This window comes from Streptomyces laurentii (genome assembly GCF_040635425.1).
Taxonomy (GTDB): Bacteria; Actinomycetota; Actinomycetes; order Streptomycetales; family Streptomycetaceae; genus Streptomyces; species Streptomyces laurentii.
Map to the genome: position 1 here is coordinate 23732 of NZ_JBEYHT010000003.1, position 21178 is coordinate 44909.

The 21178-nt window shown below is 70.0% G+C and carries 21 protein-coding genes and 4 tRNA genes; 18 read left to right on the forward strand and 7 right to left on the reverse strand.

What is annotated here, in order from left to right:
• Complete coding sequence (locus tag ABZ693_RS02640) at positions 1–555, forward strand: GNAT family N-acetyltransferase (RefSeq protein WP_359872560.1); 555 nt, start codon at positions 1–3, stop codon at positions 553–555.
• A 131-nt stretch (positions 556–686) separates the two neighbouring features.
• Here ABZ693_RS02640 and ABZ693_RS02645 read toward each other — a convergent pair whose 3' ends face one another.
• Positions 687–1178: a YajQ family cyclic di-GMP-binding protein gene (locus ABZ693_RS02645; RefSeq protein WP_359872562.1), complete on the reverse strand. Its 492-nt coding sequence runs from the start codon at positions 1176–1178 to the stop codon at positions 687–689.
• A 172-nt stretch (positions 1179–1350) separates the two neighbouring features.
• Here ABZ693_RS02645 and ABZ693_RS02650 point away from each other — a divergent pair.
• A tRNA-Tyr gene (locus ABZ693_RS02650) sits at positions 1351–1432 on the forward strand.
• A gap of 64 nt (positions 1433–1496) precedes the next feature.
• Here ABZ693_RS02650 and ABZ693_RS02655 read toward each other — a convergent pair.
• From ABZ693_RS02655 to ABZ693_RS02665, 3 genes are all read right to left on the reverse strand, one after another.
• A complete protein-coding gene (locus ABZ693_RS02655) occupies positions 1497–2486 on the reverse strand; it encodes a pentapeptide repeat-containing protein (protein WP_359872564.1) in 990 nt (329 codons plus the stop codon).
• 146 nt (positions 2487–2632) lie between these two features.
• Positions 2633–3289 (reverse strand): NAD(P)H-binding protein, encoded by a 657-nt coding sequence (locus tag ABZ693_RS02660; RefSeq protein WP_359872567.1) that lies wholly within the window; start codon positions 3287–3289, stop codon positions 2633–2635.
• A gap of 2 nt (positions 3290–3291) precedes the next feature.
• Complete coding sequence (locus tag ABZ693_RS02665) at positions 3292–4626, reverse strand: amidohydrolase family protein (protein ID WP_359872569.1); 1335 nt, start codon at positions 4624–4626, stop codon at positions 3292–3294.
• 445 nt (positions 4627–5071) lie between these two features.
• Between ABZ693_RS02665 and ABZ693_RS02670 the strand changes: the two genes are divergently transcribed.
• From ABZ693_RS02670 to ABZ693_RS02695, 6 genes are all read left to right on the forward strand, one after another.
• Positions 5072–5144, forward strand: a tRNA-Thr gene (locus ABZ693_RS02670).
• Between the two features lie 42 nt (positions 5145–5186).
• Positions 5187–5259, forward strand: a tRNA-Met gene (locus ABZ693_RS02675).
• 88 nt (positions 5260–5347) lie between these two features.
• On the forward strand, positions 5348–5512 hold the full coding sequence (gene rpmG, locus ABZ693_RS02680) for a 50S ribosomal protein L33 (RefSeq protein WP_003948671.1): 165 nt from the start codon (positions 5348–5350) through the stop codon (positions 5510–5512).
• Between the two features lie 119 nt (positions 5513–5631).
• Positions 5632–6084: a MaoC family dehydratase N-terminal domain-containing protein gene (locus ABZ693_RS02685; protein WP_359872571.1), complete on the forward strand. Its 453-nt coding sequence runs from the start codon at positions 5632–5634 to the stop codon at positions 6082–6084.
• A gap of 2 nt (positions 6085–6086) precedes the next feature.
• Entirely contained in the window at positions 6087–6515 is a 429-nt protein-coding gene (locus ABZ693_RS02690) for a MaoC family dehydratase (RefSeq protein WP_359872573.1), read from the forward strand.
• Positions 6516–6650: 135 nt separating this feature from the next.
• A complete protein-coding gene (locus ABZ693_RS02695) occupies positions 6651–7706 on the forward strand; it encodes a UDP-N-acetylmuramate dehydrogenase (RefSeq protein ID WP_359872575.1) in 1056 nt (351 codons plus the stop codon).
• Positions 7707–7726: 20 nt separating this feature from the next.
• Here ABZ693_RS02695 and ABZ693_RS02700 read toward each other — a convergent pair whose 3' ends face one another.
• A complete protein-coding gene (locus ABZ693_RS02700; RefSeq protein WP_359872578.1) occupies positions 7727–8359 on the reverse strand; it encodes an NAD(P)-dependent oxidoreductase in 633 nt (210 codons plus the stop codon).
• An 89-nt stretch (positions 8360–8448) separates the two neighbouring features.
• Here ABZ693_RS02700 and ABZ693_RS02705 point away from each other — a divergent pair, with 89 nt between their 5' ends.
• Positions 8449–9063, forward strand: coding sequence for a TetR/AcrR family transcriptional regulator (locus ABZ693_RS02705; RefSeq protein WP_359872580.1), 615 nt, complete (start codon positions 8449–8451; stop codon positions 9061–9063).
• A gap of 39 nt (positions 9064–9102) precedes the next feature.
• Here ABZ693_RS02705 and ABZ693_RS02710 read toward each other — a convergent pair whose 3' ends face one another.
• Positions 9103–10137 carry an adenosine deaminase gene (locus ABZ693_RS02710; RefSeq protein WP_359872582.1) on the reverse strand — a complete coding sequence of 345 codons (1035 nt, stop codon included), beginning with the start codon at positions 10135–10137 and terminating at the stop codon, positions 9103–9105.
• 185 nt (positions 10138–10322) lie between these two features.
• Positions 10323–11549: a pyridoxal phosphate-dependent aminotransferase gene (locus ABZ693_RS02715; protein ID WP_359872584.1), complete on the reverse strand. Its 1227-nt coding sequence runs from the start codon at positions 11547–11549 to the stop codon at positions 10323–10325.
• A 259-nt stretch (positions 11550–11808) separates the two neighbouring features.
• Between ABZ693_RS02715 and ABZ693_RS02720 the strand changes: the two genes are divergently transcribed.
• From ABZ693_RS02720 to rpoB, 9 genes are all read left to right on the forward strand, one after another.
• Positions 11809–11881: transfer RNA gene (locus ABZ693_RS02720), tRNA-Trp, on the forward strand.
• 104 nt (positions 11882–11985) lie between these two features.
• Positions 11986–12273, forward strand: coding sequence for a preprotein translocase subunit SecE (gene secE, locus ABZ693_RS02725; RefSeq protein WP_359872586.1), 288 nt, complete (start codon positions 11986–11988; stop codon positions 12271–12273).
• A gap of 44 nt (positions 12274–12317) precedes the next feature.
• On the forward strand, positions 12318–13208 hold the full coding sequence (gene nusG, locus ABZ693_RS02730; RefSeq protein WP_359872588.1) for a transcription termination/antitermination protein NusG: 891 nt from the start codon (positions 12318–12320) through the stop codon (positions 13206–13208).
• Between the two features lie 159 nt (positions 13209–13367).
• Positions 13368–13802 carry a 50S ribosomal protein L11 gene (rplK, locus tag ABZ693_RS02735; RefSeq protein WP_359872590.1) on the forward strand — a complete coding sequence of 145 codons (435 nt, stop codon included), beginning with the start codon at positions 13368–13370 and terminating at the stop codon, positions 13800–13802.
• 79 nt (positions 13803–13881) lie between these two features.
• A complete protein-coding gene (gene rplA / locus ABZ693_RS02740) occupies positions 13882–14610 on the forward strand; it encodes a 50S ribosomal protein L1 (RefSeq protein WP_359872592.1) in 729 nt (242 codons plus the stop codon).
• Between the two features lie 156 nt (positions 14611–14766).
• Positions 14767–15732 carry an SCO4651 family lipoprotein gene (locus tag ABZ693_RS02745; RefSeq protein WP_359872594.1) on the forward strand — a complete coding sequence of 322 codons (966 nt, stop codon included), beginning with the start codon at positions 14767–14769 and terminating at the stop codon, positions 15730–15732.
• Positions 15733–16015: 283 nt separating this feature from the next.
• Positions 16016–16546: a 50S ribosomal protein L10 gene (rplJ, locus tag ABZ693_RS02750; protein ID WP_359872596.1), complete on the forward strand. Its 531-nt coding sequence runs from the start codon at positions 16016–16018 to the stop codon at positions 16544–16546.
• Positions 16547–16665: 119 nt separating this feature from the next.
• The gene (gene rplL, locus ABZ693_RS02755) at positions 16666–17052 is read left to right on the forward strand and encodes a 50S ribosomal protein L7/L12 (protein ID WP_359872598.1); all 387 of its coding nucleotides are present in this window, start codon (positions 16666–16668) and stop codon (positions 17050–17052) included.
• A gap of 547 nt (positions 17053–17599) precedes the next feature.
• Positions 17600–21082, forward strand: a complete 3483-nt coding sequence (rpoB, locus tag ABZ693_RS02760) for a DNA-directed RNA polymerase subunit beta (RefSeq protein ID WP_359872600.1) — start codon at positions 17600–17602, stop codon at positions 21080–21082.
• Positions 21083–21178: the final 96 nt, after the last annotated feature.

Consider the following 21178-nt stretch of genomic DNA (forward strand, 5'->3'; position numbering starts at 1 on the left):
ATGACTCGGACCGAGGGAGTCTCTGTCGACCGGCTCGACGGGCCCGCCACCGCCGCGGCCGAGGACTTGTTCCGCCTGGTCTACGCCGACGTGTTTGCCGAACCGCCTTACAGCGAGACCGAAGAGCAGGTCACAGCGGCCTTCCGCCGCTTCCGCTCCCAGGCGCGCAAGGCCGGTTTCCGCAGCGCTCTCGCGAGCACTTCGGACGGCGAGCCGGTCGGCATGACGTACGGCTACCCGCTTGGCCCCGACACGCGGTGGTGGGACCAGCTGACCCGGCCCGTCTCCGAAGACGTGCGCCGCGAGGACGGCCGGCGGACCTTCGGGCTCATGGAACTCGCCGTACGTGGACCGTGGCGCGGACAGGGCATCGCGCGGCGCCTGCACGAGACGCTGCTCGACTGCACCGACGCCGAGAGGGTCCTGCTGAACGTCCACCCGGACAGCAAGGCGGCCGTGGCCGCGTACCGGGCCTGGGGGTACCGGAAGATCGGGGAGGCGCGCCCGTGGGCAGACGCGGACCTCTACGACGTGATGGTGCTCGATCTGCGCTGAGCGCGTACGCACTCCTGCGGCCGGACGAGCAGGACACAACGGGGGCCGCCGTCGAGGCCGTCCTCGATGATGTGCCCCCGTTGTGCCCTGCGCGCTCAGCCTGACCGCGTCTGTGCGGTCGGCTCGCTTGCTCAGCGGTAGTTCACGAACTGGAGGGCGAAGTCGAAGTCCTGGCCCTTCAGCAGCGAGATGATCGCCTGGAGGTCGTCGCGGCTCTTGGAGCTGACGCGCAGCTCGTCACCCTGGACCTGCGCCTTGACGCCCTTCGGGCCCTCGTCGCGGATGATCTTGGCGACCTTCTTGGCGTTCTCCTGGGAGATGCCCTCCTGGATGGAGGCGAAGAGCTTGTACTCCTTGCCGGAGAGCTGCGGCTCGCCCTCCACGTCCAGCGACTTCAGCGAGATGCCCCGCTTGATCAGCTTGGACTCGAGGACGTCGAGGATCGCCTTGACCCGCTCCTCGCCGCTCGCCTGCATGAGGATCTTCTCGCCCGACCAGGAGATCGAGGCGTTGGCGCCCTTGAAGTCGTAGCGCTGCGAGATCTCCTTCGCGGCCTGGTTGAGGGCGTTGTCGACCTCCTGCCGCTCGACCTTGGAGACGATGTCGAAACTGGAGTCGGCCATGAGGTGAGGCTCCTTGCTCGGATGCTTGCGGATACGGCACAAAGCGTAGCCACCCAGACCGCCGCGGACCCGTGATCAATCCGGTGGCGGAGCACCCCGTGGGATCAGGTATTGTTTACCTCGTTGCCGGGGAGCACGGCCGAAAAGCGGCTCCGAAGCAACGAAATCCCATGGCGGTGTGCCCGAGTGGCCAATGGGAACGGACTGTAAATCCGTCGGCTCTGCCTACCCAGGTTCGAATCCTGGCGCCGCCACATGGATGGAACGGCCCCTGATTTGCGGAAACGCGGATCAGGGGCCGTTCTGCTGTACCTGCCTTCAGGGAGCCGGGGTCGGCGGCGGTGTCGACAGCGGGCCGTGCGCGTCCCGCCAGGCGAGACAGGCGGCCTTGCGGGCCCGGACCCAGGGGTCCGCCGCGAGGTCCTCGGGCAGGACGGTGGCGTCGTCGACGACGACGCCCGACAGCTGAGCCGCCGTGAGGCCGGTCACCTCCCGGAGATCGGCCCCGTCGAACTCCGCCCCGAGGAGGTCGGCCCCGTCGAGGCCCGCGCCGCAGAGCCTGGCCCGGGAGAACCCCACCCCGGCGAGCTTCGCGCCGTGCAGCCGGGCCGCGCTCAGATCGGCGCCGTTGAGGATCGACCCCCGCAGGTCGACACCCCGCAGATCGGCGCGCCGCAGGTCCGCCCGGGTCAGGAACATCCGGGTGAGGCGCGGGCGCGTGTCGAACTCGAACTCCCGCATCTGCAGCCCGACGAGATGGGCGTCCCGCAGGTCGAGGCGCCGGGGTTCGGGCCGGTCGGGACGGCGGGCGAGGACGTCCATGGCCGCCCGGACATCGGCCGCCGGCTCGGTGCCCCAGCCGGGGAGCGCGGCCTCCCAGTCCGCCTCCGGGTCGGGCGGCGCGAGGAGGGCGCGGGGCCCGCGGCGCGTGTGCTCGCGCACGTACGTCGCCAGCACGGTCACCACGGTCGCGTGCTCCTGCGGGGACTCCGCCAGGATGTGCTCCAGGGCGAAGACCCCGCCCAGCCGCTCCTCCGGCTTCTCGGACGACAACTGCCCGACGGCGGCGCCGAATCGCTGCGTCACCTGCCCGCGCCGCGACAGGTGGTACGTCCGGGCGGTGTACGCCAGACCGAGCGCGACGACCACGCCTCCCGTGGCGGCCAGCACGGTCTGGCGCGTGGCGTTCAGCGCGTCCACCTGCTCCTTGCCCCGGAGGCCGCGCACCGGGTCACCGGCCACCACCCAGGTGAGCGGCCCGAGCACCAGCAGGACGAGGCCGAGCAGCACCGGAACTCCCAGCACCACGGCCGTGATTGCCGGATCGCGCGGGAGCCGGCGTCCCCGACTCCGCGTACGCGCCCGGGCGTTCGTACGTGATCCCATGACGCGCCATCCCAGCGCATCAGGCCGACGAAGGGTAGGGGCCGCCTCCAAGAGACCTGCCTGGCAGGTCAGTTGCCCGCGATGTCCTTCACCGCGACCGAGACCGGGATCGAACCCGAGACCAGTTCGAGGGTCAGGCCGGCCGTCGCCGGCGTGTCGAGGAGCTCGGCGAGGACCGCGGCCACGTCGTCGCGGGGGACCGGCCCGCGGCCCGTGCGGGCCTCCAGGCGGACCAGGCCGTTGCCCGCGTCGTTCGTCAGCATGCCGGGCCGCAGCACCGTCCAGTCGAGGGTCCGGCGCCCGCGTACGTCGTCGTCCGCCGCGCCCTTCGCCCGCAGGTACACGTCGAAGACCTCGTCGCCCTCGTGCCGCGCGTCCGCGCCCATCGACGAGACGATGACGAAGCGGCGTACTCCCGCCCGTTCGGCCGCGTCCGCGAGGAGGACCGCCGCCGCCCGGTCCACCGTGTCCTTGCGGTCCACGCCGCTGCCCGGGCCCGCGCCCGCCGCGAAGACGGCCGCGTCCGCGCCCTGCAGGGCCGCCGCGACCTCCCCGACGGTCGCCGACTCCAGATCGAGCACGACCGCGTCGGCCCCGTCCTTCCGCAGGTCCTCGGCCTGCTCGGGCCGGCGGACGATGCCCACCGGCTCGTGTCCGCCCGCGGTGAGCAGCCGCTCCAGCCGCCGGGCGATCTGTCCGTGTCCTCCAGCGATGACTACGCGCATACTCACGACCGTACGGCCCCCGGCCCGCCCGGGCCCGTCGAGTCGGGCCGGTCCGGGCGCTCCGGCCGGGCCGCCTGCCGGGGCAGGTCGAGCGCCGCCGCCGAGTCGCGGTACTCCCGTACCGCGCTCGTCCGGGCCACCACCCGCCCGCGGTGCACCACGATCCGGCTGTACGCCTGGGACAGCACGCCCGCCAGCCGCGCGCCCCGCACCGCGAGCAGCTCCGCCGGGAAGCCGGCCTCCACCCGTACCTCCGCGAGCCCCATCGCCGCCCGCGCGTCCGCGCTCACCGCCCCGTACGCCGCCCGCTCCGCCACCCCGTCCAGCGAGGCCAGCAGGTACGCCGCCTCCAGCGGGTCGCCCCGCCCCACCGGATTGCACACGTCCCGCAGCGCCCCGCCGCCCGCCGCGACCCGCACCCCGGCCGCCCGCAGCAGCCGCACCGGCGCCGTGCCGCGCGTGCCGGCCGCCGCGCAGCCGCCCTGGGGCAGGCAGACCACGTTCACCCCGGCCGCGGCGAGCCGGTCCGCGGTCCGCCGGGCGCGTTCGCCGGACAGCCGGACGAGCCCCGCGCACGGCCCGATCGTCACCCCCGCCCGCACGCCCGCGGCCATCGCCGCGAGCCGGGCGAGGAAAGCCGGATCGTTCCCGTCGGTGTGCAGGTCCACCGGGCGGCCGTGCTCGGCGGCGAGGGCCAGGACCAGCTCGACGTAGCCGTTCGGGTCCGGGTCCAGTTCCGGGCGGCCGCCGAGCACCGACGCGCCCGTCGCCACCGCGTCCCACAGCAGCGCGCGCCCGTCGGCGCCCGCCGTCCCGGTCAGCAGCCGGGGCACGGCGACCGCCGCCAGGTCCGTCAGGCCGCGCAGGGAATTCCGGGCCTGGAGCACCGCCTCCAGCGGACCGAGCCCCCGGCCGTCGCCGATCCGCACATGGGCGCGCAGCGCCGTCGCGCCGTGCCCGAGCTGGAGCAGCGCCGCCTCGGTGGCCCGCCGCTGGATCTCCTCGGCGCCGTACGGGACGGAGCCGGGGGCGGCCGGGCCGTCGGCCAGGTCGGCGGTCAGCGCCGTGTCGGGGTGCGCGTGCGGCTCGGCGGGCGCGGGCAGCAGCAGATAGCCGGCCAGGTCCACCCGGGCGCCCGCGCCGCCCGTGTGGCCGAGGCTCCCCGCGGTGCCCACGGCCTCGATCCGGCCGCCGCTCAGCCGGACGTCGACCGTGCGGCCGTCGGTCAGCCGCGCGTTGCGGAGCAGCAGCGAGGCGGATGCGGCGGCGCCCGTCGCGGCCCGGCCCTCGTCGGGCGAGGGCGGCGGCTGCCGGGGCTGCTTGCTGTCGGCTGACACGGGGCTCCTCACGGCCGGCTCGCCAGGACCACGCCGCGGGAGGAGGGCCGGGGCCCCGGACTCACGGCCGGGGCCCCGGGCCAGGACCAAGATCACGCAGCGTGGTGGGCCCCGAGCCTAGGGCCGCCCGGGGCCGCCTCCGGGGAGGAACGCACGCGACGTACCGAGGAGGGCACGTGTGGCGTACGGGGGTGGGGGGCGTACGCGGTGGCGCGCGGCGCGCGCGACGGCGGTCCGGGCGGCGGTCCGGGCGCTGCCGAGGCGGCGCCCTGGGCAGCACCCAGGGCGGTGGCGAAGGCCCCGCCGCGAGGGCCCGCGCCCGGCCGGAAACCGGGCGGCGACCAGGCCCCTCCCGCCCCGCGTCCTTCTCCCGCCTCGCCCCGCCGGGGCCTGCGAGAACGGATTTGGGTGATGGGCTCAGGACCGTGTAATGTCTTCCTCGCTCGCCCCAATAGCTCAGTCGGTAGAGCGTCTCCATGGTAAGGAGAAGGTCTACGGTTCGATTCCGTATTGGGGCTCTGGTGGGAAGGGTCCGTCCTCGGACGGATCCAGAACATCAAAGCGGTGTAGCTCAGTCGGTAGAGCAAGCGGCTCATAATCGCTGTGTCACCGGTTCAAGTCCGGTCACCGCTACACCCAGTAGCCGATTGTAGGGTCGGTCCTGCAATCGGCTACTCTTTTCTGCGTTCATCCGTTTATCCGTCCGTCAAGGAGCACTCACGTGGCTGCCACCGACGTCCGCCCGAAGATCACGCTGGCCTGCGTGGAGTGCAAGGAGCGGAACTACATCACCAAGAAGAACCGGCGCAACAACCCGGACCGTCTTGAGATGAAGAAGCACTGCCCGCGCTGCAACGCGCACACCGCGCACCGCGAGACGCGCTAACCAGGCTCGATCACGAGGCCGCCCCCACTTCGGGGGCGGCCTCGTGTCGTTTGTACTGCCCTACTCGGCAGTACGGCAGTACGCACCAGATCGCGCACCAGATCAGGAGGTCCGAGGCCATGGCGCTCGACCAGTCCTTCGTGGGGCGGACCTATCCGCCCACCCCGCCGTATGAGGTCGGCCGCGAGAAGATCCGCGAGTTCGCCGAGGCGATCGGGGACGCCAACCCCGCGTACACCGATCAGGAGGCCGCCAAGGCCCTCGGTCACCCGGACGTCGTCGCGCCGCCGACCTTCGTGTTCTCCATCACGTTCAAGGCCGCCGGGCAGGTCATCGAGGACCCGCAGCTGGGTCTCGACTACAGCCGCGTCGTGCACGGCGACCAGAAGTTCGCCTACACCCGCCCCGTGCGGGCCGGCGACCGCCTCTCGGTCACCACCACCATCGAGGCCGTGAAGTCGCTGGCCGGGAACGACATCCTGGACATCCGCGGCGAGGTCCACGACGAGGCCGGCGAGCACGTCGTGACCGCCTGGACCAAGATCGTGTCCCGCGCCCCCGAGGAGGCCTGACCGTGACCGCGAAGATCGCCTACGACGAGGTCGAGGTCGGCACCGAGCTGCCCGCCCAGAGTTTTCCCGTGACGCGCGCCACGCTGGTGCGGTACGCCGGCGCCTCCGGTGACTTCAACCCCATCCACTGGAACGAGAAGTTCGCCAAGGAGGTCGGGCTGCCGGACGTCATCGCGCACGGCATGTTCACCATGGCCGAGGCGATCCGCGTCGTGACCGACTGGACCGGCGACCCGGCCGCCGTCGTCGAGTACGGCGTCCGCTTCACCAAGCCGGTCGTCGTCCCGAACGACGGCCGGGGCGCCGTGGTCGAGGTCTCGGCGAAGGTGGCCGCCAAGCTGGACGACCGGCGGGTCCGGGTCGACCTCCTCGCCATGAGCGCGGGCCAGAAGGTCCTCGGCATGTCCCGGGCCGTGGTCCAGCTCGGCTGAGCGCGTTCCGCCCCGCCCCTCCTGTTCCACCCCGTCTCGTACGGACGAGAGCCCCGGTGCCCGACGGCGCCGGGGCTCCGCCGTGCCCGGTGCCGCACCCGGGCCGCCGAGCCGGGTGAACGTACTCTTGTGCGCGTGCAGGTACTCCACGACACCCCCCTCGCGCCCCTGACCACCTTCCGGCTCGGCGGGCCCGCCGCCCGGCTCGTCACGGCCACCACCGACGACGAGGTGATCGCCGCGGTCCGTGAGGCCAAGGCGGCCGGGACCCCGCTGCTCGTCATCGGCGGCGGCTCCAACCTGGTCATCGGCGACAAGGGCTTCGACGGCACCGCGCTCCGCATCGCCACCCGGGGCTTCGCCCTGGACGGGACGACGCTGGAGGTCGCGGCCGGCGAGGTGTGGAGCGACGTCGTGGCCCGGACCGTCGAGGCCGGGCTCGCCGGGATCGAGTGCCTGGCCGGCATCCCCGGCTCCGCCGGCGCCACGCCCGTGCAGAACGTCGGCGCGTACGGACAGGACGTGTCCGCCGCCCTCACCGAAGTCGTGGCCTACGACACCCACGAGGACGCGACGGTCACGCTCACCAACGAGCAGTGCCGCTTCTCGTACCGGCACAGCCTCTTCAAGGAGCGGCCCGACCGCTACGTGGTGCTGCGCGTCCGCTTCCGGCTGGAGGACGCGGAGGGGCTCTCCGCCCCCGTCGCGTACGAGCAGACCGCCCGCGCCCTCGGCGTCGGGATGGGGGAGCGGGTGCCGCTCGCGCACGCCCACGACACCGTCCTGAAGCTGCGCGCGAGCAAGGGCATGGTCCTCGACCCCGAGGACCACGACACTTGGTCCGCCGGCTCCTTCTTCACCAACCCGATCCTCGGCAACAAGGAGTTCGCGGCCTTCCGCGAGCGCGTCGCCGAGCGGCTCGGCCCGGACGCCGAGGCGCCCGCGTTCCCCGTCGGCGCCTCCGCCACCAAGACCTCCGCCGCCTGGCTCATCGACAAGGCCGGCTTCACCAAGGGGTACGGCTCCGGGCCCGCCCGGATCTCCACCAAGCACACCCTCGCCCTCACCAACCGGGGCGAGGCCACCACCGAGGACCTGCTCGCGCTCGCCCGCGAGGTCGTCGCCGGGGTGCGGGACGCGTTCGGGGTCACCCTCGTCAACGAGCCGGTGACCGTCGGCGTCGAGATCTGACCCGCCGAGCCCCGCCGCGGTCAGTACGCGACGCCCACGCCCCGGCGCACCGTCGCCGGGTCGTCCGTCATCGCCAGCATCGCGTGTGCCACGTCGGCGCGCGCGATCGTCCGGCCGTGCGGCGGATTGCCGCCGACCACGCGCCGGTAGCGGCCGGTGACCGGCTTGTCCGTCAGCCGGGGCGGCCGGACGGAGGTCCAGTCGGTGCCGCTCGCCGCCAGTTCCGCCTCCATCTCGCGCAGGTCGGCGTAGACGTCCTTCAGCAGCGAGCCGACGACGGCCAGCACCGCCTTGTCCAGGAGGCCCTGGCCGTCCGGCACCGGGCCCACGGGCGCGGCGCTGACCACGAGGAGGCGGCGGGTCCCGGCGGTCTCCATGGCGCGCAGGACCGCGCGGGTCAGCCGGGTCGTGACGCCCGCGTCCGCGCGGCCGCGGGCGCCCAGACCGGACAGGACCGCGTCCCGGCCGGCCACGGTGGCCCGCAAGGACTCCGGATCGGACAGATCGGAGCGGAGGACGTCGAGGCGCGGCCCGGTGACCGTGAACCGGGCAGGATCGCGGACGACGGCGGTGACCTCGTGGCCCGCGTCGAGGGCCTGGCGGACGATCTCTCGGCCTATGCCACCGGTCGCGCCGAAGACGGTGAGCTTCATGTCGCACCCTCCCAGGGGATGAGTAAGTATTCACTCACCACTAGGGTGAGTGTGCACTCACTCACCGTCAAGCGTTTTCGGGAGTCCTCGTGGACCAGAAGCCGACCCGGGTCCGGATCATCGACGCCGCCCACGACCTGATGGGCACGGCCGGCCTGGCCCGGACGACCACCAAGGAGATCGCCAAGGCGGCCGGCTGCTCGGAGGCGGCGCTCTACAAGTACTTCCCGTCGAAGGAAGAGCTGTTCGTCACCGTCCTCAACGAACGGCTGCCGCGACTGGGCGGCCTCCTCGGCACCCTCGCCGTCGACCCTCAGGGGCGCAGTGTCGAGGAGAACCTGACGGAGATCGCCCGCCGGGCCGCCCTCTTCTACGAGCAGACCTTCCCCATGGCCGCGTCGCTCTACGCCGAGCCCCGGCTCAAGGCCCGCCACGAGGAGGGCCTGCGCGAACTCGGCGCCGGCCCGCACCGGCCGATCGAGGGCCTGACGGAGTACCTCCGCGCCGAGCAGACCCACGGCCGGATCGCCGCCGACGCCGACTGCCAGGCCGCCGCCGCCCTCCTCCTCGGCGCCTGCGTCCACCGCGCGTTCGCCTACGAGATGACGGCGGACGGCAGGCCACCCCAGCCGGTCGACGACTTCGCCCGCTCCCTCGCCCGCACCGTGACGCGCGGCATCGGCTGGAGCGGCGGCAACGGCTGACGTACGCGCGCGTGGCCTGCGTCCGCGCCTCCGCGCACGTCAGACGGCGACCGGTGCCGCCAGCCAGTCGTCGATCCCCGACAGCAGCTTCTTCCGGACGTCCTCCGGCGCCGCCGAGCCCCGCACCGACTGCCGGGCCAGCTCGGCCAGTTCGGCGTCCGTGAACTCGTGGTGCCTACGGGCGATCCCGTACTGGGCCGCGAGCCGGGAGCCGAACAGCAGCGGGTCGTCGGCGCCGAGCGCCATCGGAACGCCGGCCTCGAAGAGGGTGCGCAGCGGGACGTCCTCGTGCTTGTCGTACACGCCGAGCGCGACATTGGACGCGGGGCACACCTCGCAGGTCACCTGCCGCTCCGCGAGCCGGCGCAGCAGCCGGGGGTCCTCCGCGGCCCGCACGCCGTGCCCGACCCGGGCCGCGCGCAGATCGTCCAGGCAGTCCCGTACGGAGGAGGGACCGGTCAGCTCGCCGCCGTGCGGGGCCGCGAGCAGGCCGCCCTCGCGCGCGATGGCGAAGGCGCGGTCGAAGTCGCGGGCCATGCCGCGCCGTTCGTCGTTGGACAGGCCGAAGCCGATCACACCCCGGTCGGCGTAGCGCACCGCCAGCCGGGCCAGGGTGCGCGCCTCCAGCGGGTGCTTCATCCGGTTCGCCGCGATCACCACGCGCATGCCGAGCCCGGTGTCCCGCGCGGCCGCGTCGACCGCGTCCAGGATGATCTCCAGGGCCGGGATCAGACCGCCGAGCAGCGGCGCGTACGAGGTGGGGTCGACCTGGATCTCCAGCCAGCCGGACCCGTCCCGGACGTCCTCCTGGGCGGCCTCGCGCACCAGCCGCTGGATGTCCTCGGGCTCGCGCAGGCAGGAGCGCGCGATGTCGTACAGGCGCTGGAAGCGGAACCAGCCGCGCTCGTCCGTGGCCCGTAGGTTCGGGGGAGTCCCGCCGCGCAGCACCTCGGGGAGGTGGACCCCGTGTTTGTCGGCCAGTTCGAGCAGCGTGGAGGGGCGCATCGACCCGGTGAAGTGCAGGTGCAGATGGGCCTTGGGGAGGGTGCTGAGATCGCGGTGTGGGTGTTCCATTGGCCGATATTGCCGCAGCCGGATGGACGAGAACAGTCCGTTTCCCCGATCGGGACCTGGCTAGAACGTAAAAACGGGCCCCTGGTTCCGGAGAACCAGGGGCCCGGACCACCTAGTGACGGCACCAGGTGGGTGGCGTTGACTCCGCCGCCTCACGTACAGATATCTGTAGGTGGTGTGAAGTGTCAGTCGCGCGCCTCGGCGAGGAGCTTCTGGACGCGGGACACGCCCTCCACCAGGTCCTCGTCGCCAAGCGCGTACGAAAGCCGCAGGTAGCCAGGGGTGCCGAAGGCCTCGCCCGGGACGACCGCGACCTCGGCCTCGTCGAGGATCAGGGCGGCCAGCTCGACCGAGGTCTGCGGGCGCTTGCCGCGGATCTCCTTGCCGAGCAGCTCCTTGACCGACGGGTACGCGTAGAACGCGCCCTCGGGGGTCGGGCAGTAGACGCCCTCGATCTCGTTGAGCATCCGCACGATGGTCTGGCGGCGGCGGTCGAAGGCCTCGCGCATCTTCGCGACCGCGTCCAGGTTCCCGGAGACGGCGGCCAGCGCGGCGACCTGGGCCACGTTGCTGACGTTGGAGGTGGCGTGCGACTGGAGGTTGGTCGCGGCCTTCACGACGTCCTTCGGGCCGATCAGCCAGCCCACCCGCCAGCCGGTCATCGCGTACGTCTTGGCGACACCGTTGACGACGATGCACTTGTCGCGCAGCTCGGGCACCAGCGCGGGCAGCGAGGTGAACTTCGCGTCCCCGTAGACCAGGTGCTCGTAGATCTCGTCCGTGAGGACCCACAGGCCGTGCTCGGCGGCCCAGCGGCCGATCGCCTCGGCGTCGGCCTCGCTGTAGACGGCGCCGGTCGGGTTGGAGGGCGAGACGAAGAGGACGACCTTGGTCCGCTCCGTGCGCGCCGCCTCCAGCTGCTCCACCGAGACCCGGTAGCCGGTGGTCTCGTCGGCGACGACCTCGACCGGGACACCGCCCGCGAGCCGGATCGACTCGGGGTACGTGGTCCAGTACGGGGCCGGGACGATGACCTCGTCGCCCGGGTCGAGGATCGCGGCGAACGCCTCGTAGATGGCCTGCTTGCCGCCGTTGGTCACGAGGACCTGGGACGGCTCGACCTCGTAGCCGGAGTCGCGCAGCGTCTTGGCGGCGATGGCGGCCTTCAGCTCGGGCAGGCCGCCGGCCGGGGTGTAGCGGTGGTACTTGGGGTTCTGGCAGGCCTCGACGGCGGCGGCGACGATGTAGTCCGGCGTCGGGAAGTCGGGCTCACCCGCGCCGAAACCGATGACCGGGCGCCCGGCGGCCTTGAGGGCCTTGGCCTTGGCGTCGACGGCGAGGGTCGCGGACTCGGAGATCGCACCGACGCGGGCGGAGACCCGGCGCTCGGTGGGAGAGGTAGCAGCGCTCATACGGCCATCGTTGCAGACGCCGCCGAAGCCCGGCGCAACGGTTTCAGGCAGTGGACAGGAATGGTCATTCCCGGTCGTACGGGGGTTACATACGGCCCGTACGGGGGTGTACCTCCGGCCCTTGCGGGGCGGCTCCGGCGGGCGTGCGGGCAGGTCGGCGCGCTTCCTGTTCGACGTGGGGCTCTTCACCACGTACACTCACTGCTCGTTGGCCCGCACCGACCACATCGCACGATGGGGTAGGTTGGGGAAGCCACAAAGGGTCGTAGCTCAATTGGTAGAGCACCGGTCTCCAAAACCGGCGGTTGGGGGTTCAAGTCCCTCCGGCCCTGCTACACACACCGCCAGGCTGTGTGCGCATGTACGTACTTCATTGCACCGCCGTGCGGCTCCATTCCGGGCGCGGCACGGCCTACCCGGAATCAGGTGAGTGATCGTGACGGACGCCGTGGGCTCCATCGACATGCCTGATGCCGAGGATGCCGCACCGGAGACTCGCAAGAAGTCCCGTAAGGGCGGCAAGCGCGGGAAGAAGGGCCCTCTGGGCCGTCTCGCGCTCTTCTACCGGCAGGTCATCGCCGAACTCCGCAAGGTCGTCTGGCCTACGCGCGGCCAGCTGACGACGTACACCACCGTGGTGATTGTCTTCGTCGTCATCATGATCGGCCTTGTGACCGTGATTGACTATGGATTCCAGGAAGCAGTCAAGTACGTCTTCGGCTGACTTTTTGTTCCACCCCATCTGTATCGCAGGAAGAAGCAGCCACCGTGTCTGACGCGAACCTGAACGACGCCTTCGAGTCCGAGTCCGTCGAGGACGAGCTGGACATCGTCGAGGCGGCCGACGAGGACCAGGCCGAGGCTGCTGACGCCGAGGCCGCCGAGGACGCCGAGGACGCCGCCGTCCACGCGGAGTCCGACGAGGACGCCGAGTCGGCCGAGGATGAGGACGAGTCCGACGAGGCCGAGGCCGAGGCTGAGGCCGACGTCGAGACCGAGGATGAGGACGAGACCGAGGAGGCGGCCGAGCCCGCCGCCCCGGTCGACCCCGTCGCCGCCCTCCGTGACGAGCTGCGCGGCCTGCCCGGCGAGTGGTACGTGATCCACACCTACGCGGGCTACGAGAAGCGCGTGAAGGCCAACCTCGAGCAGCGTGCCGTCTCGCTGAACGTCGAGGAGTTCATCTACCAGGCCGAGGTCCCCGAAGAGGAGATCGTCCAGATCAAGAACGGCGAGCGCAAGAACGTCCGGCAGAACAAGCTGCCCGGCTACGTGCTCGTCCGTATGGACCTGACGAACGAGTCGTGGGGCGTCGTCCGCAACACGCCGGGCGTCACCGGCTTCGTCGGCAACGCCTACGACCCGTACCCGCTGACCCTGGACGAGATCGTCAAGATGCTCGCCCCCGAGGCCGAGGAGAAGGCCGCCCGCGAGGCCGCCGAGGCCGAGGGCAAGCCGGCTCCGGCCCGCAAGGTCACCGTCGAGGTCCTGGACTTCGAGGTCGGCGACTCGGTCACCGTCACCGACGGCCCCTTCGCCACCCTCCAGGCCACGATCAACGAGATCAACGCCGACTCGAAGAAGGTCAAGGGCCTCGTCGAGATCTTCGGTCGCGAGACCCCGGTCGAGCTCAGCTTCGACCAGATCCAGAAGAACTGACCCCACAGGTTTCCGGACAGGTCAGAGTGGCTCTCGCAGCCGCTCTGACCTGCTCGGTTTTTGGCCGCGCAGCTATACCCGTTATCGTTGTGCGGTATGCCTCCGTCCGGATGACCGGACGGATCGGCTGGAAACTCTCACTAGGACCCGGAGAGAGCAATGCCTCCCAAGAAGAAGAAGATCACGGGGCTTATCAAGCTCCAGATCAACGCCGGTGCCGCAAACCCGGCTCCGCCGGTCGGCCCCGCGCTGGGTCAGCACGGCGTCAACATCATGGAGTTCTGCAAGGCCTACAACGCCGCGACCGAGTCGCAGCGTGGCTGGGTCATCCCGGTGGAGATCACGGTCTACGAGGACCGTTCCTTCACCTTCGTGACCAAGACTCCGCCGGCCGCCAAGATGATCCTCAAGGCCGCTGGTGTGGAGAAGGGCTCCGGCGAGCCGCACAAGACCAAGGTCGCCAAGATCACCGAGGCGCAGGTCCGCGAGATCGCCACGACCAAGCTCCCCGACCTCAACGCCAACGACCTGGACGCTGCCGCGAAGATCATCGCCGGCACCGCCCGTTCCATGGGCGTGACGATCGAGGGCTGATCACCCCTTGTGATCCCCAGTGGTAGGGCCAGCGCCGGCCCGCACCACGACTCCACACCTGAAACACACAGGAGCAGAAGTGAAGCGCAGCAAGTCTCTCCGCGCTGCCGACGCGAAGATCGACCGGGAGAAGCTCTACGCCCCGCTCGAGGCCGTGCGTCTGGCCAAGGAGACCGCCAGCACCAAGTTCGACGCGACCGTCGAGGTTGCCTTCCGCCTGGGTGTCGACCCGCGCAAGGCCGACCAGATGGTCCGCGGCACCGTGAACCTTCCGCACGGCACCGGTAAGACCGCCCGGGTCCTGGTCTTCGCGACCGGTGACCGTGCCGAGGCCGCGATCGCCGCGGGCGCCGACATCGTCGGTTCCGACGAGCTCATCGACGAGATCTCCAAGGGCAACCGCCTGAACGAGTTCGACGCCGTCGTCGCCACCCCGGACCTCATGGGCAAGGTCGGCCGCCTCGGCCGTGTCCTCGGCCCGCGTGGTCTCATGCCGAACCCGAAGACCGGCACCGTCACCCCCGATGTCGCCAAGGCTGTCAACGACATCAAGGGCGGCAAGATCGAGTTCCGCGTCGACAAGCACTCGAACCTGCACTTCATCATCGGCAAGGTGTCCTTCGACGACACCAAGCTGGTGGAGAACTACGGTGCGGCGCTGGAGGAGATCCTCCGTCTGAAGCCGTCCGCCGCCAAGGGCCGCTACATCAAGAAGGCCGCCCTCGCCACCACGATGGGCCCCGGCATCCCGCTGGACTCGAACCGCACCCGCAACCTCCTCGTCGAGGAGGACCCGGCCGCGGTCTGAGCCACCGGCTCAGGAGCCCTCGCGGCTCCAGCGTCCTGAGAACGCCCCCTGGACCTCTCCGAGGTCCGGGGGGCGTTTTTTTGCCCGTCCTTTGTCGGTGCGGTGGGCTACGGTGCTGTAAGGGGCATTCGAGATCACGCACAAGGGGTGGGATACATGACCGTTTCCGCATGGAAGCGCGCGGGCGTCGCGCTCACGGCCGCCGTCGTCGTCACGGGTGTGGCCGGCTGCGAGGACGGCGACGCCAAGTCCGCCGGGAAGACGGCGGGCAAGGCCGCCGCGCAGGGCGCGGGCGACGTCACCGAGGCCATCACGGCGGCCTTCAAGAAGACGTCGGAGGCCAAGGCCGCCAAGTTCACCATGACGATGGAGATGACCGGCACGGGCGCCGCCGACGGCACCACGACCATGTCGGGCGTGCAGGGCTGGGACCCGACCGTCATGGACGTGACGATGGAGGGCGGCATGCTCGCCGGGGCCGGCGCGGGCGCGGCCGAGGGCGGCATGCCGGGCAAGATCCGCATGATCATGCGGGACAACGTCATGTACACCGAGGTCGGCGCCGAGATGGCCAAGCAGTTCGGCGGCAAGACCTGGATGAAGATGGACTTCGCCGCCATGGCCAAGGAGTCCGGCAACGCGTCCCTGAAGGCCATGACCGCGAACATGAGCGGCTCCAACCAGGACCCGGCGCAGCAGCTCGCGGTGCTCCTCCAGGCGCGCGGCATCAAGCACGTCGGCCCGGAGAAGATCAAGGGCACCGACACCGAGCACTACAAGGGCTCGGTCACCGTCGACGAGATGATGAAGGCCAACAAGAACCTCGACGTCGTCCCGGAGAAGGACCGCAAGGCCCTCCTCGAGACGATGAAGACGGCCGGACTGAAGTCCTACGACACCGAGGTCTGGGTCGACAAGGACGGCTACCCGGCCAAGATGCTCGTCGGCATGGCGATGCCCCAGGGCAGCCTGAAGGTCACCGCCTTCTACTCCGACTACGGCACGAAGGCCGAGGTCACGCCGCCGCCGGCCGGGGAGACCCTGGACTTCCAGGAGATGATGAAGAAGCTCATGGAGAACGCCGGGGAGGGCGAGGCCGGGGCGGACGCCGCCCAGGGCTGAGCCGGGGGCCGACCCGCGGTCGGGGGCCGATTTGCCCCCGGCCGACCCCGTCGCGTACTCTTCCCAGGAAGCCAAAGACCGCTGGTCGTCACTGCGCCCGTCAGGGTGCGGAGGCCGAAGGATTCGCTGAGTGATGCGAACGACCCGCGCAGGTGACTGTGGATGAGTTCCCCAACCGTTCGTCGGTTCGGTCGAGCTGAGCCCCGTGCGCCTGCGCCCGGGGCGTTTTGTTTTGTCCAGTCCCTTCCGCGCGGTCCCATCACCCGGAAGGAGGCCAACGCTTATGGCAAGGCCCGACAAGGCTGCCTCGGTGGCCGAGCTGGAGGACCAGTTCCGCAGCTCGAACGCCGCAGTGCTGACCGAGTACCGGGGTCTCTCCGTCGCGCAGCTCAAGACGCTGCGTCGTTCGCTCGGTGAGAACGCCCAGTACGCCGTGGTGAAGAACACGCTGACCAAGATTGCGGCCAACCAGGCCGGGATCACCGCGCTGGACGACCAGTTCACTGGTCCGACCGCGGTCGCCTTCATCACCGGTGACCCGGTGGAGTCGGCGAAGGCTCTGCGTGACTTCGCCAAGGAGAACCCCAACCTCACCATCAAGGGCGGCGTCCTTGACGGCAAGGCGCTCAGCGCCGACGAGGTCAAGAAGCTTGCGGACCTCGAGTCCCGCGAGGTTCTGCTCAGCAAGCTGGCCGGTGCCTTCAAGGGCAAGCAGTCTCAGGCTGCCTCGCTCTTCCAGGCGCTGCCGACGAAGCTCGTCCGCACCGTGGACGCGCTGCGCGCCAAGCAGGCCGAGCAGGGCGGTGCCGAGTAATTCGGCTCGCGTAATGATCCGTACCGCCGCCTAGGCGGAGCGGGTCGCAGCGGGCCGCACGCATGCCCGCCTTACATGTACATCCGGCACCTGCCGAATTAGTGGAAGGATCGCCCACCATGGCGAAGCTCACCAAGGACGAGCTGCTCGCGCAGTTCGAGGAGATGACCCTCATCGAGCTGGCCGAGTTCGTCTCGGCGTTCGAGGAGAAGTTCGACGTCACCGCCGCCGCTGCCGCGCCGGTCATGATGGCCGGCGGCGTCGCCGGCGGTGCCGCCGAGGTCGTCGAGGAGAAGGACGAGTTCGACGTCATCCTCACCGGCGCCGGCGACAAGAAGATCCAGGTCATCAAGGTCGTCCGCGAGCTGACCTCCCTCGGCCTGAAGGAGGCCAAGGACCTGGTCGACGGCACCCCGAAGCCGGTCCTGGAGAAGGTCAACAAGGAGGCCGCTGACAAGGCCGCCGAGTCCCTCAAGGCCGCTGGCGCGTCCGTCGAGGTCAAGTGACTTCTCGTCGCTGAAGCGACTCTTCACCGCTGACGTGTAACGCCGGCGGTACGAAAGGCGATCATCCATACGGGTGGTCGCCTTTCGGCGTTCCCGGAGACGCGCGGCGGTGGTCGTGAGGGTCTCCGGAAGCGGAGTATGGTGATCATCGCCGTGCGCCGCGCAGAGGCGGGGGCCTTGACGAACCGCACGGAGCGCGCAATTCTCAGGACGCGTCGTCACAAGGATCCGTTTCCGAGGCATGGATCGACGACCGATTGGGCAGTATCGAGGTGCGCCGTACGGCGCGAGGTGTAGCGCGGAGTTGAGAACTACGAGGGTCGCGAAGAACTCGCCCTGGACATCAGTGGGCCAAGTGGCTACACTGACCCTTTGCGCTGCCTGTTAGCTGCCCCCTGCCCGTCACCAGGGGCATACTCTCGCAACAGCATCGTGGGCCGAAAGCCCCTGACCTGGCCTTTTGACCATTCCAGGGTTTTCCGTCCGCGTCGCTCCGTGGGGGACCGGTACGCGCGCAGTGAGTCCGAGCCCTCGGAAGGACCCCCTCTTGGCCGCCTCGCGCAACGCCTCGACCAATATGAACAACGGTGCCAGCACCGCCCCGCTGCGCATCTCCTTTGCAAAGATCAAGGAGCCCCTCGAGGTTCCGAACCTCCTCGCGCTCCAGACCGAGAGCTTCGACTGGCTGCTCGGCAATGCCGCCTGGAAGGCTCGTGTCGAGGCCGCCCTCGAGTCGGGACAGGACGTCCCCAGGAAGTCCGGTCTGGAGGAGATCTTCGAGGAGATCTCCCCGATCGAGGACTTCTCCGGGTCGATGTCGCTGACCTTCCGCGACCACCGCTTCGAGCCGCCGAAGAACTCGATCGACGAGTGCAAGGACCGGGACTTCACCTACGGTGCCCCGCTCTTCGTCACCGCGGAGTTCACGAACAACGAGACCGGCGAGATCAAGTCCCAGACGGTCTTCATGGGCGACTTCCCGCTCATGACCAACAAGGGCACCTTCGTCATCAACGGCACCGAGCGTGTCGTCGTGTCGCAGCTCGTCCGCTCCCCGGGCGTCTACTTCGACTCCTCCATCGACAAGACGTCCGACAAGGACATCTTCTCCGCCAAGATCATCCCGTCCCGGGGTGCCTGGCTGGAGATGGAGATCGACAAGCGCGACATGGTCGGTGTCCGTATCGACCGCAAGCGCAAGCAGTCCGTCACCGTCCTCCTGAAGGCCCTCGGCTGGACCACCGAGCAGATCCTGCAGGAGTTCGGCGAGTACGAGTCCATGCGCGCCACCCTGGAGAAGGACCACACCCAGGGCCAGGACGACGCGCTGCTCGACATCTACCGCAAGCTCCGTCCGGGCGAGCCGCCGACGCGCGAGGCCGCCCAGACGCTGCTCGAGAACCTGTACTTCAACCCGAAGCGCTACGACCTCGCGAAGGTCGGCCGCTACAAGGTCAACAAGAAGCTCGGGGCCGACGAGCCGCTGGACGCCGGTGTCCTGACCACCGACGACGTCATCGCCACGATCAAGTACCTGGTCAAGCTCCACGCGGGCGAGACCGAGACGATCGGCGAGTCCGGCCGGGAGATCGTCGTCGAGACCGACGACATCGACCACTTCGGCAACCGTCGTCTGCGCAACGTCGGCGAGCTCATCCAGAACCAGGTCCGCACGGGTCTGGCTCGTATGGAGCGCGTCGTGCGCGAGCGCATGACCACCCAGGACGTCGAGGCGATCACGCCGCAGACCCTGATCAACATCCGGCCGGTCGTCGCCTCCATCAAGGAGTTCTTCGGCACCAGCCAGCTGTCGCAGTTCATGGACCAGAACAACCCGCTGTCGGGTCTGACGCACAAGCGTCGTCTCTCGGCGCTGGGTCCCGGTGGTCTGTCCCGTGAGCGGGCCGGCTTCGAGGTCCGAGACGTGCACCCGTCCCACTACGGACGCATGTGCCCGATCGAGACCCCCGAAGGCCCGAACATCGGTCTGATCGGTTCGCTCGCCTCGTACGGCCGCGTCAACGCGTTCGGCTTCATCGAGACGCCGTACCGCAAGGTCGTCGACGGCCAGGTCACCGACGAGGTCGACTACATCACCGCCGACGAAGAGGACCGCTTCGTCATCGCCCAGGCGAACGCGACCCTGAACGAGGAGCTCCAGTTCACGGAGCCCCGCGTCCTGGTCCGCCGCCGCGGCGGCGAGGTCGACTACGTGCCGCCGGCCGACGTCGACTACATGGACGTCTCCCCGCGCCAGATGGTGTCGGTCGCGACCGCCATGATCCCGTTCCTCGAGCACGACGACGCCAACCGTGCCCTCATGGGCGCGAACATGATGCGTCAGGCCGTTCCGCTCATCAAGTCGGAGGCCCCGCTCGTCGGCACCGGCATGGAGTACCGCTGCGCCACCGACGCCGGCGACGTGCTCAAGGCCGACAAGGCCGGTGTGGTCCAGGAGCTCTCCGCGGACTACATCACGGTCGCCAACGACGACGGCACGTACAACACGTACCGCCTGCACAAGTTCTCCCGCTCGAACCAGGGCACCTCGGTCAACCAGAAGGTCGTCGTCAACGAGGGCGACCGGATCATCGAGGGCCAGGTCCTCGCCGACGGTCCCGCCACCGAGAACGGCGAGATGGCGCTGGGCAAGAACCTGCTCGTGGCGTTCATGCCGTGGGAGGGTCACAACTACGAGGACGCGATCATCCTGTCGCAGCGCCTCGTGCAGGACGACGTCCTCTCCTCGATCCACATCGAGGAGCACGAGGTCGACGCCCGTGACACCAAGCTCGGCCCGGAGGAGATCACCCGGGACATCCCGAACGTCTCCGAGGAGGTCCTCGCCGACCTCGACGAGCGCGGCATCATCCGCATCGGTGCCGAGGTCGTCGCCGGCGACATCCTGGTCGGCAAGGTCACCCCGAAGGGCGAGACCGAGCTGACCCCGGAGGAGCGCCTGCTCCGCGCGATCTTCGGCGAGAAGGCCCGTGAGGTCCGTGACACCTCGCTCAAGGTCCCGCACGGCGAGGTCGGCAAGATCATCGGTGTCCGCGTCTTCGACCGCGAGGAGGGCGACGAGCTTCCCCCGGGCGTGAACCAGCTGGTCCGCGTCTACGTCGCCCAGAAGCGCAAGATCACCGACGGTGACAAGCTCGCCGGCCGTCACGGCAACAAGGGTGTCATCTCCAAGATCAACCCGATCGAGGACATGCCCTTCCTCGAGGACGGCACCCCGGTCGACATCATCCTCAACCCGCTGGGTGTCCCGTCCCGAATGAACCCGGGACAGGTCCTGGAGATCCACCTCGGCTGGCTCGCCAGCCAGGGCTGGGACGTCTCCGGCCTCGGCGAGGAGTGGGCCAAGCGCCTCCAGGCGATCGGCGCCGACGACGTCGCCCCGCGGACGAACGTCGCGACCCCGGTCTTCGACGGCGCCCGCCAGGACGAGCTCGCGGGTCTGCTCGAGAACACCCGCCCGAACCGCGACGGCGACCGCATGGTCCTGCCGACCGGTAAGGCGCGCCTGTTCGACGGCCGCTCCGGCGAGCCGTTCCCGGAGCCGGTCTCGGTCGGCTACATGTACATCCTCAAGCTCCACCACCTGGTCGACGACAAGCTGCACGCCCGGTCGACCGGCCCGTACTCGATGATCACCCAGCAGCCGCTGGGTGGTAAGGCCCAGTTCGGTGGTCAGCGCTTCGGTGAGATGGAGGTGTGGGCGCTGGAGGCTTACGGCGCCGCGTACGCCCTCCAGGAGCTGCTGACGATCAAGTCCGACGACGTCACCGGCCGCGTGAAGGTCTACGAGGCCATCGTCAAGGGCGAGAACATCCCTGAGCCCGGCATCCCCGAGTCCTTCAAGGTGCTCATCAAGGAGATGCAGTCCCTGTGCCTCAACGTGGAGGTGCTGTCCTCGGACGGCATGTCCATCGAGATGCGCGACACCGACGAGGACGTCTTCCGCGCAGCGGAGGAGCTCGGCATCGACCTGTCCCGGCGCGAGCCGAGCAGCGTCGAAGAGGTCTGACGGGAGTCCGGCGGGGGGATCAGCGATGGTCCCCCCGCCGGCCCCAAGACCCCCGTATCAGACCCCACAGCCTTACAACCCTGAGAGGGATTGACG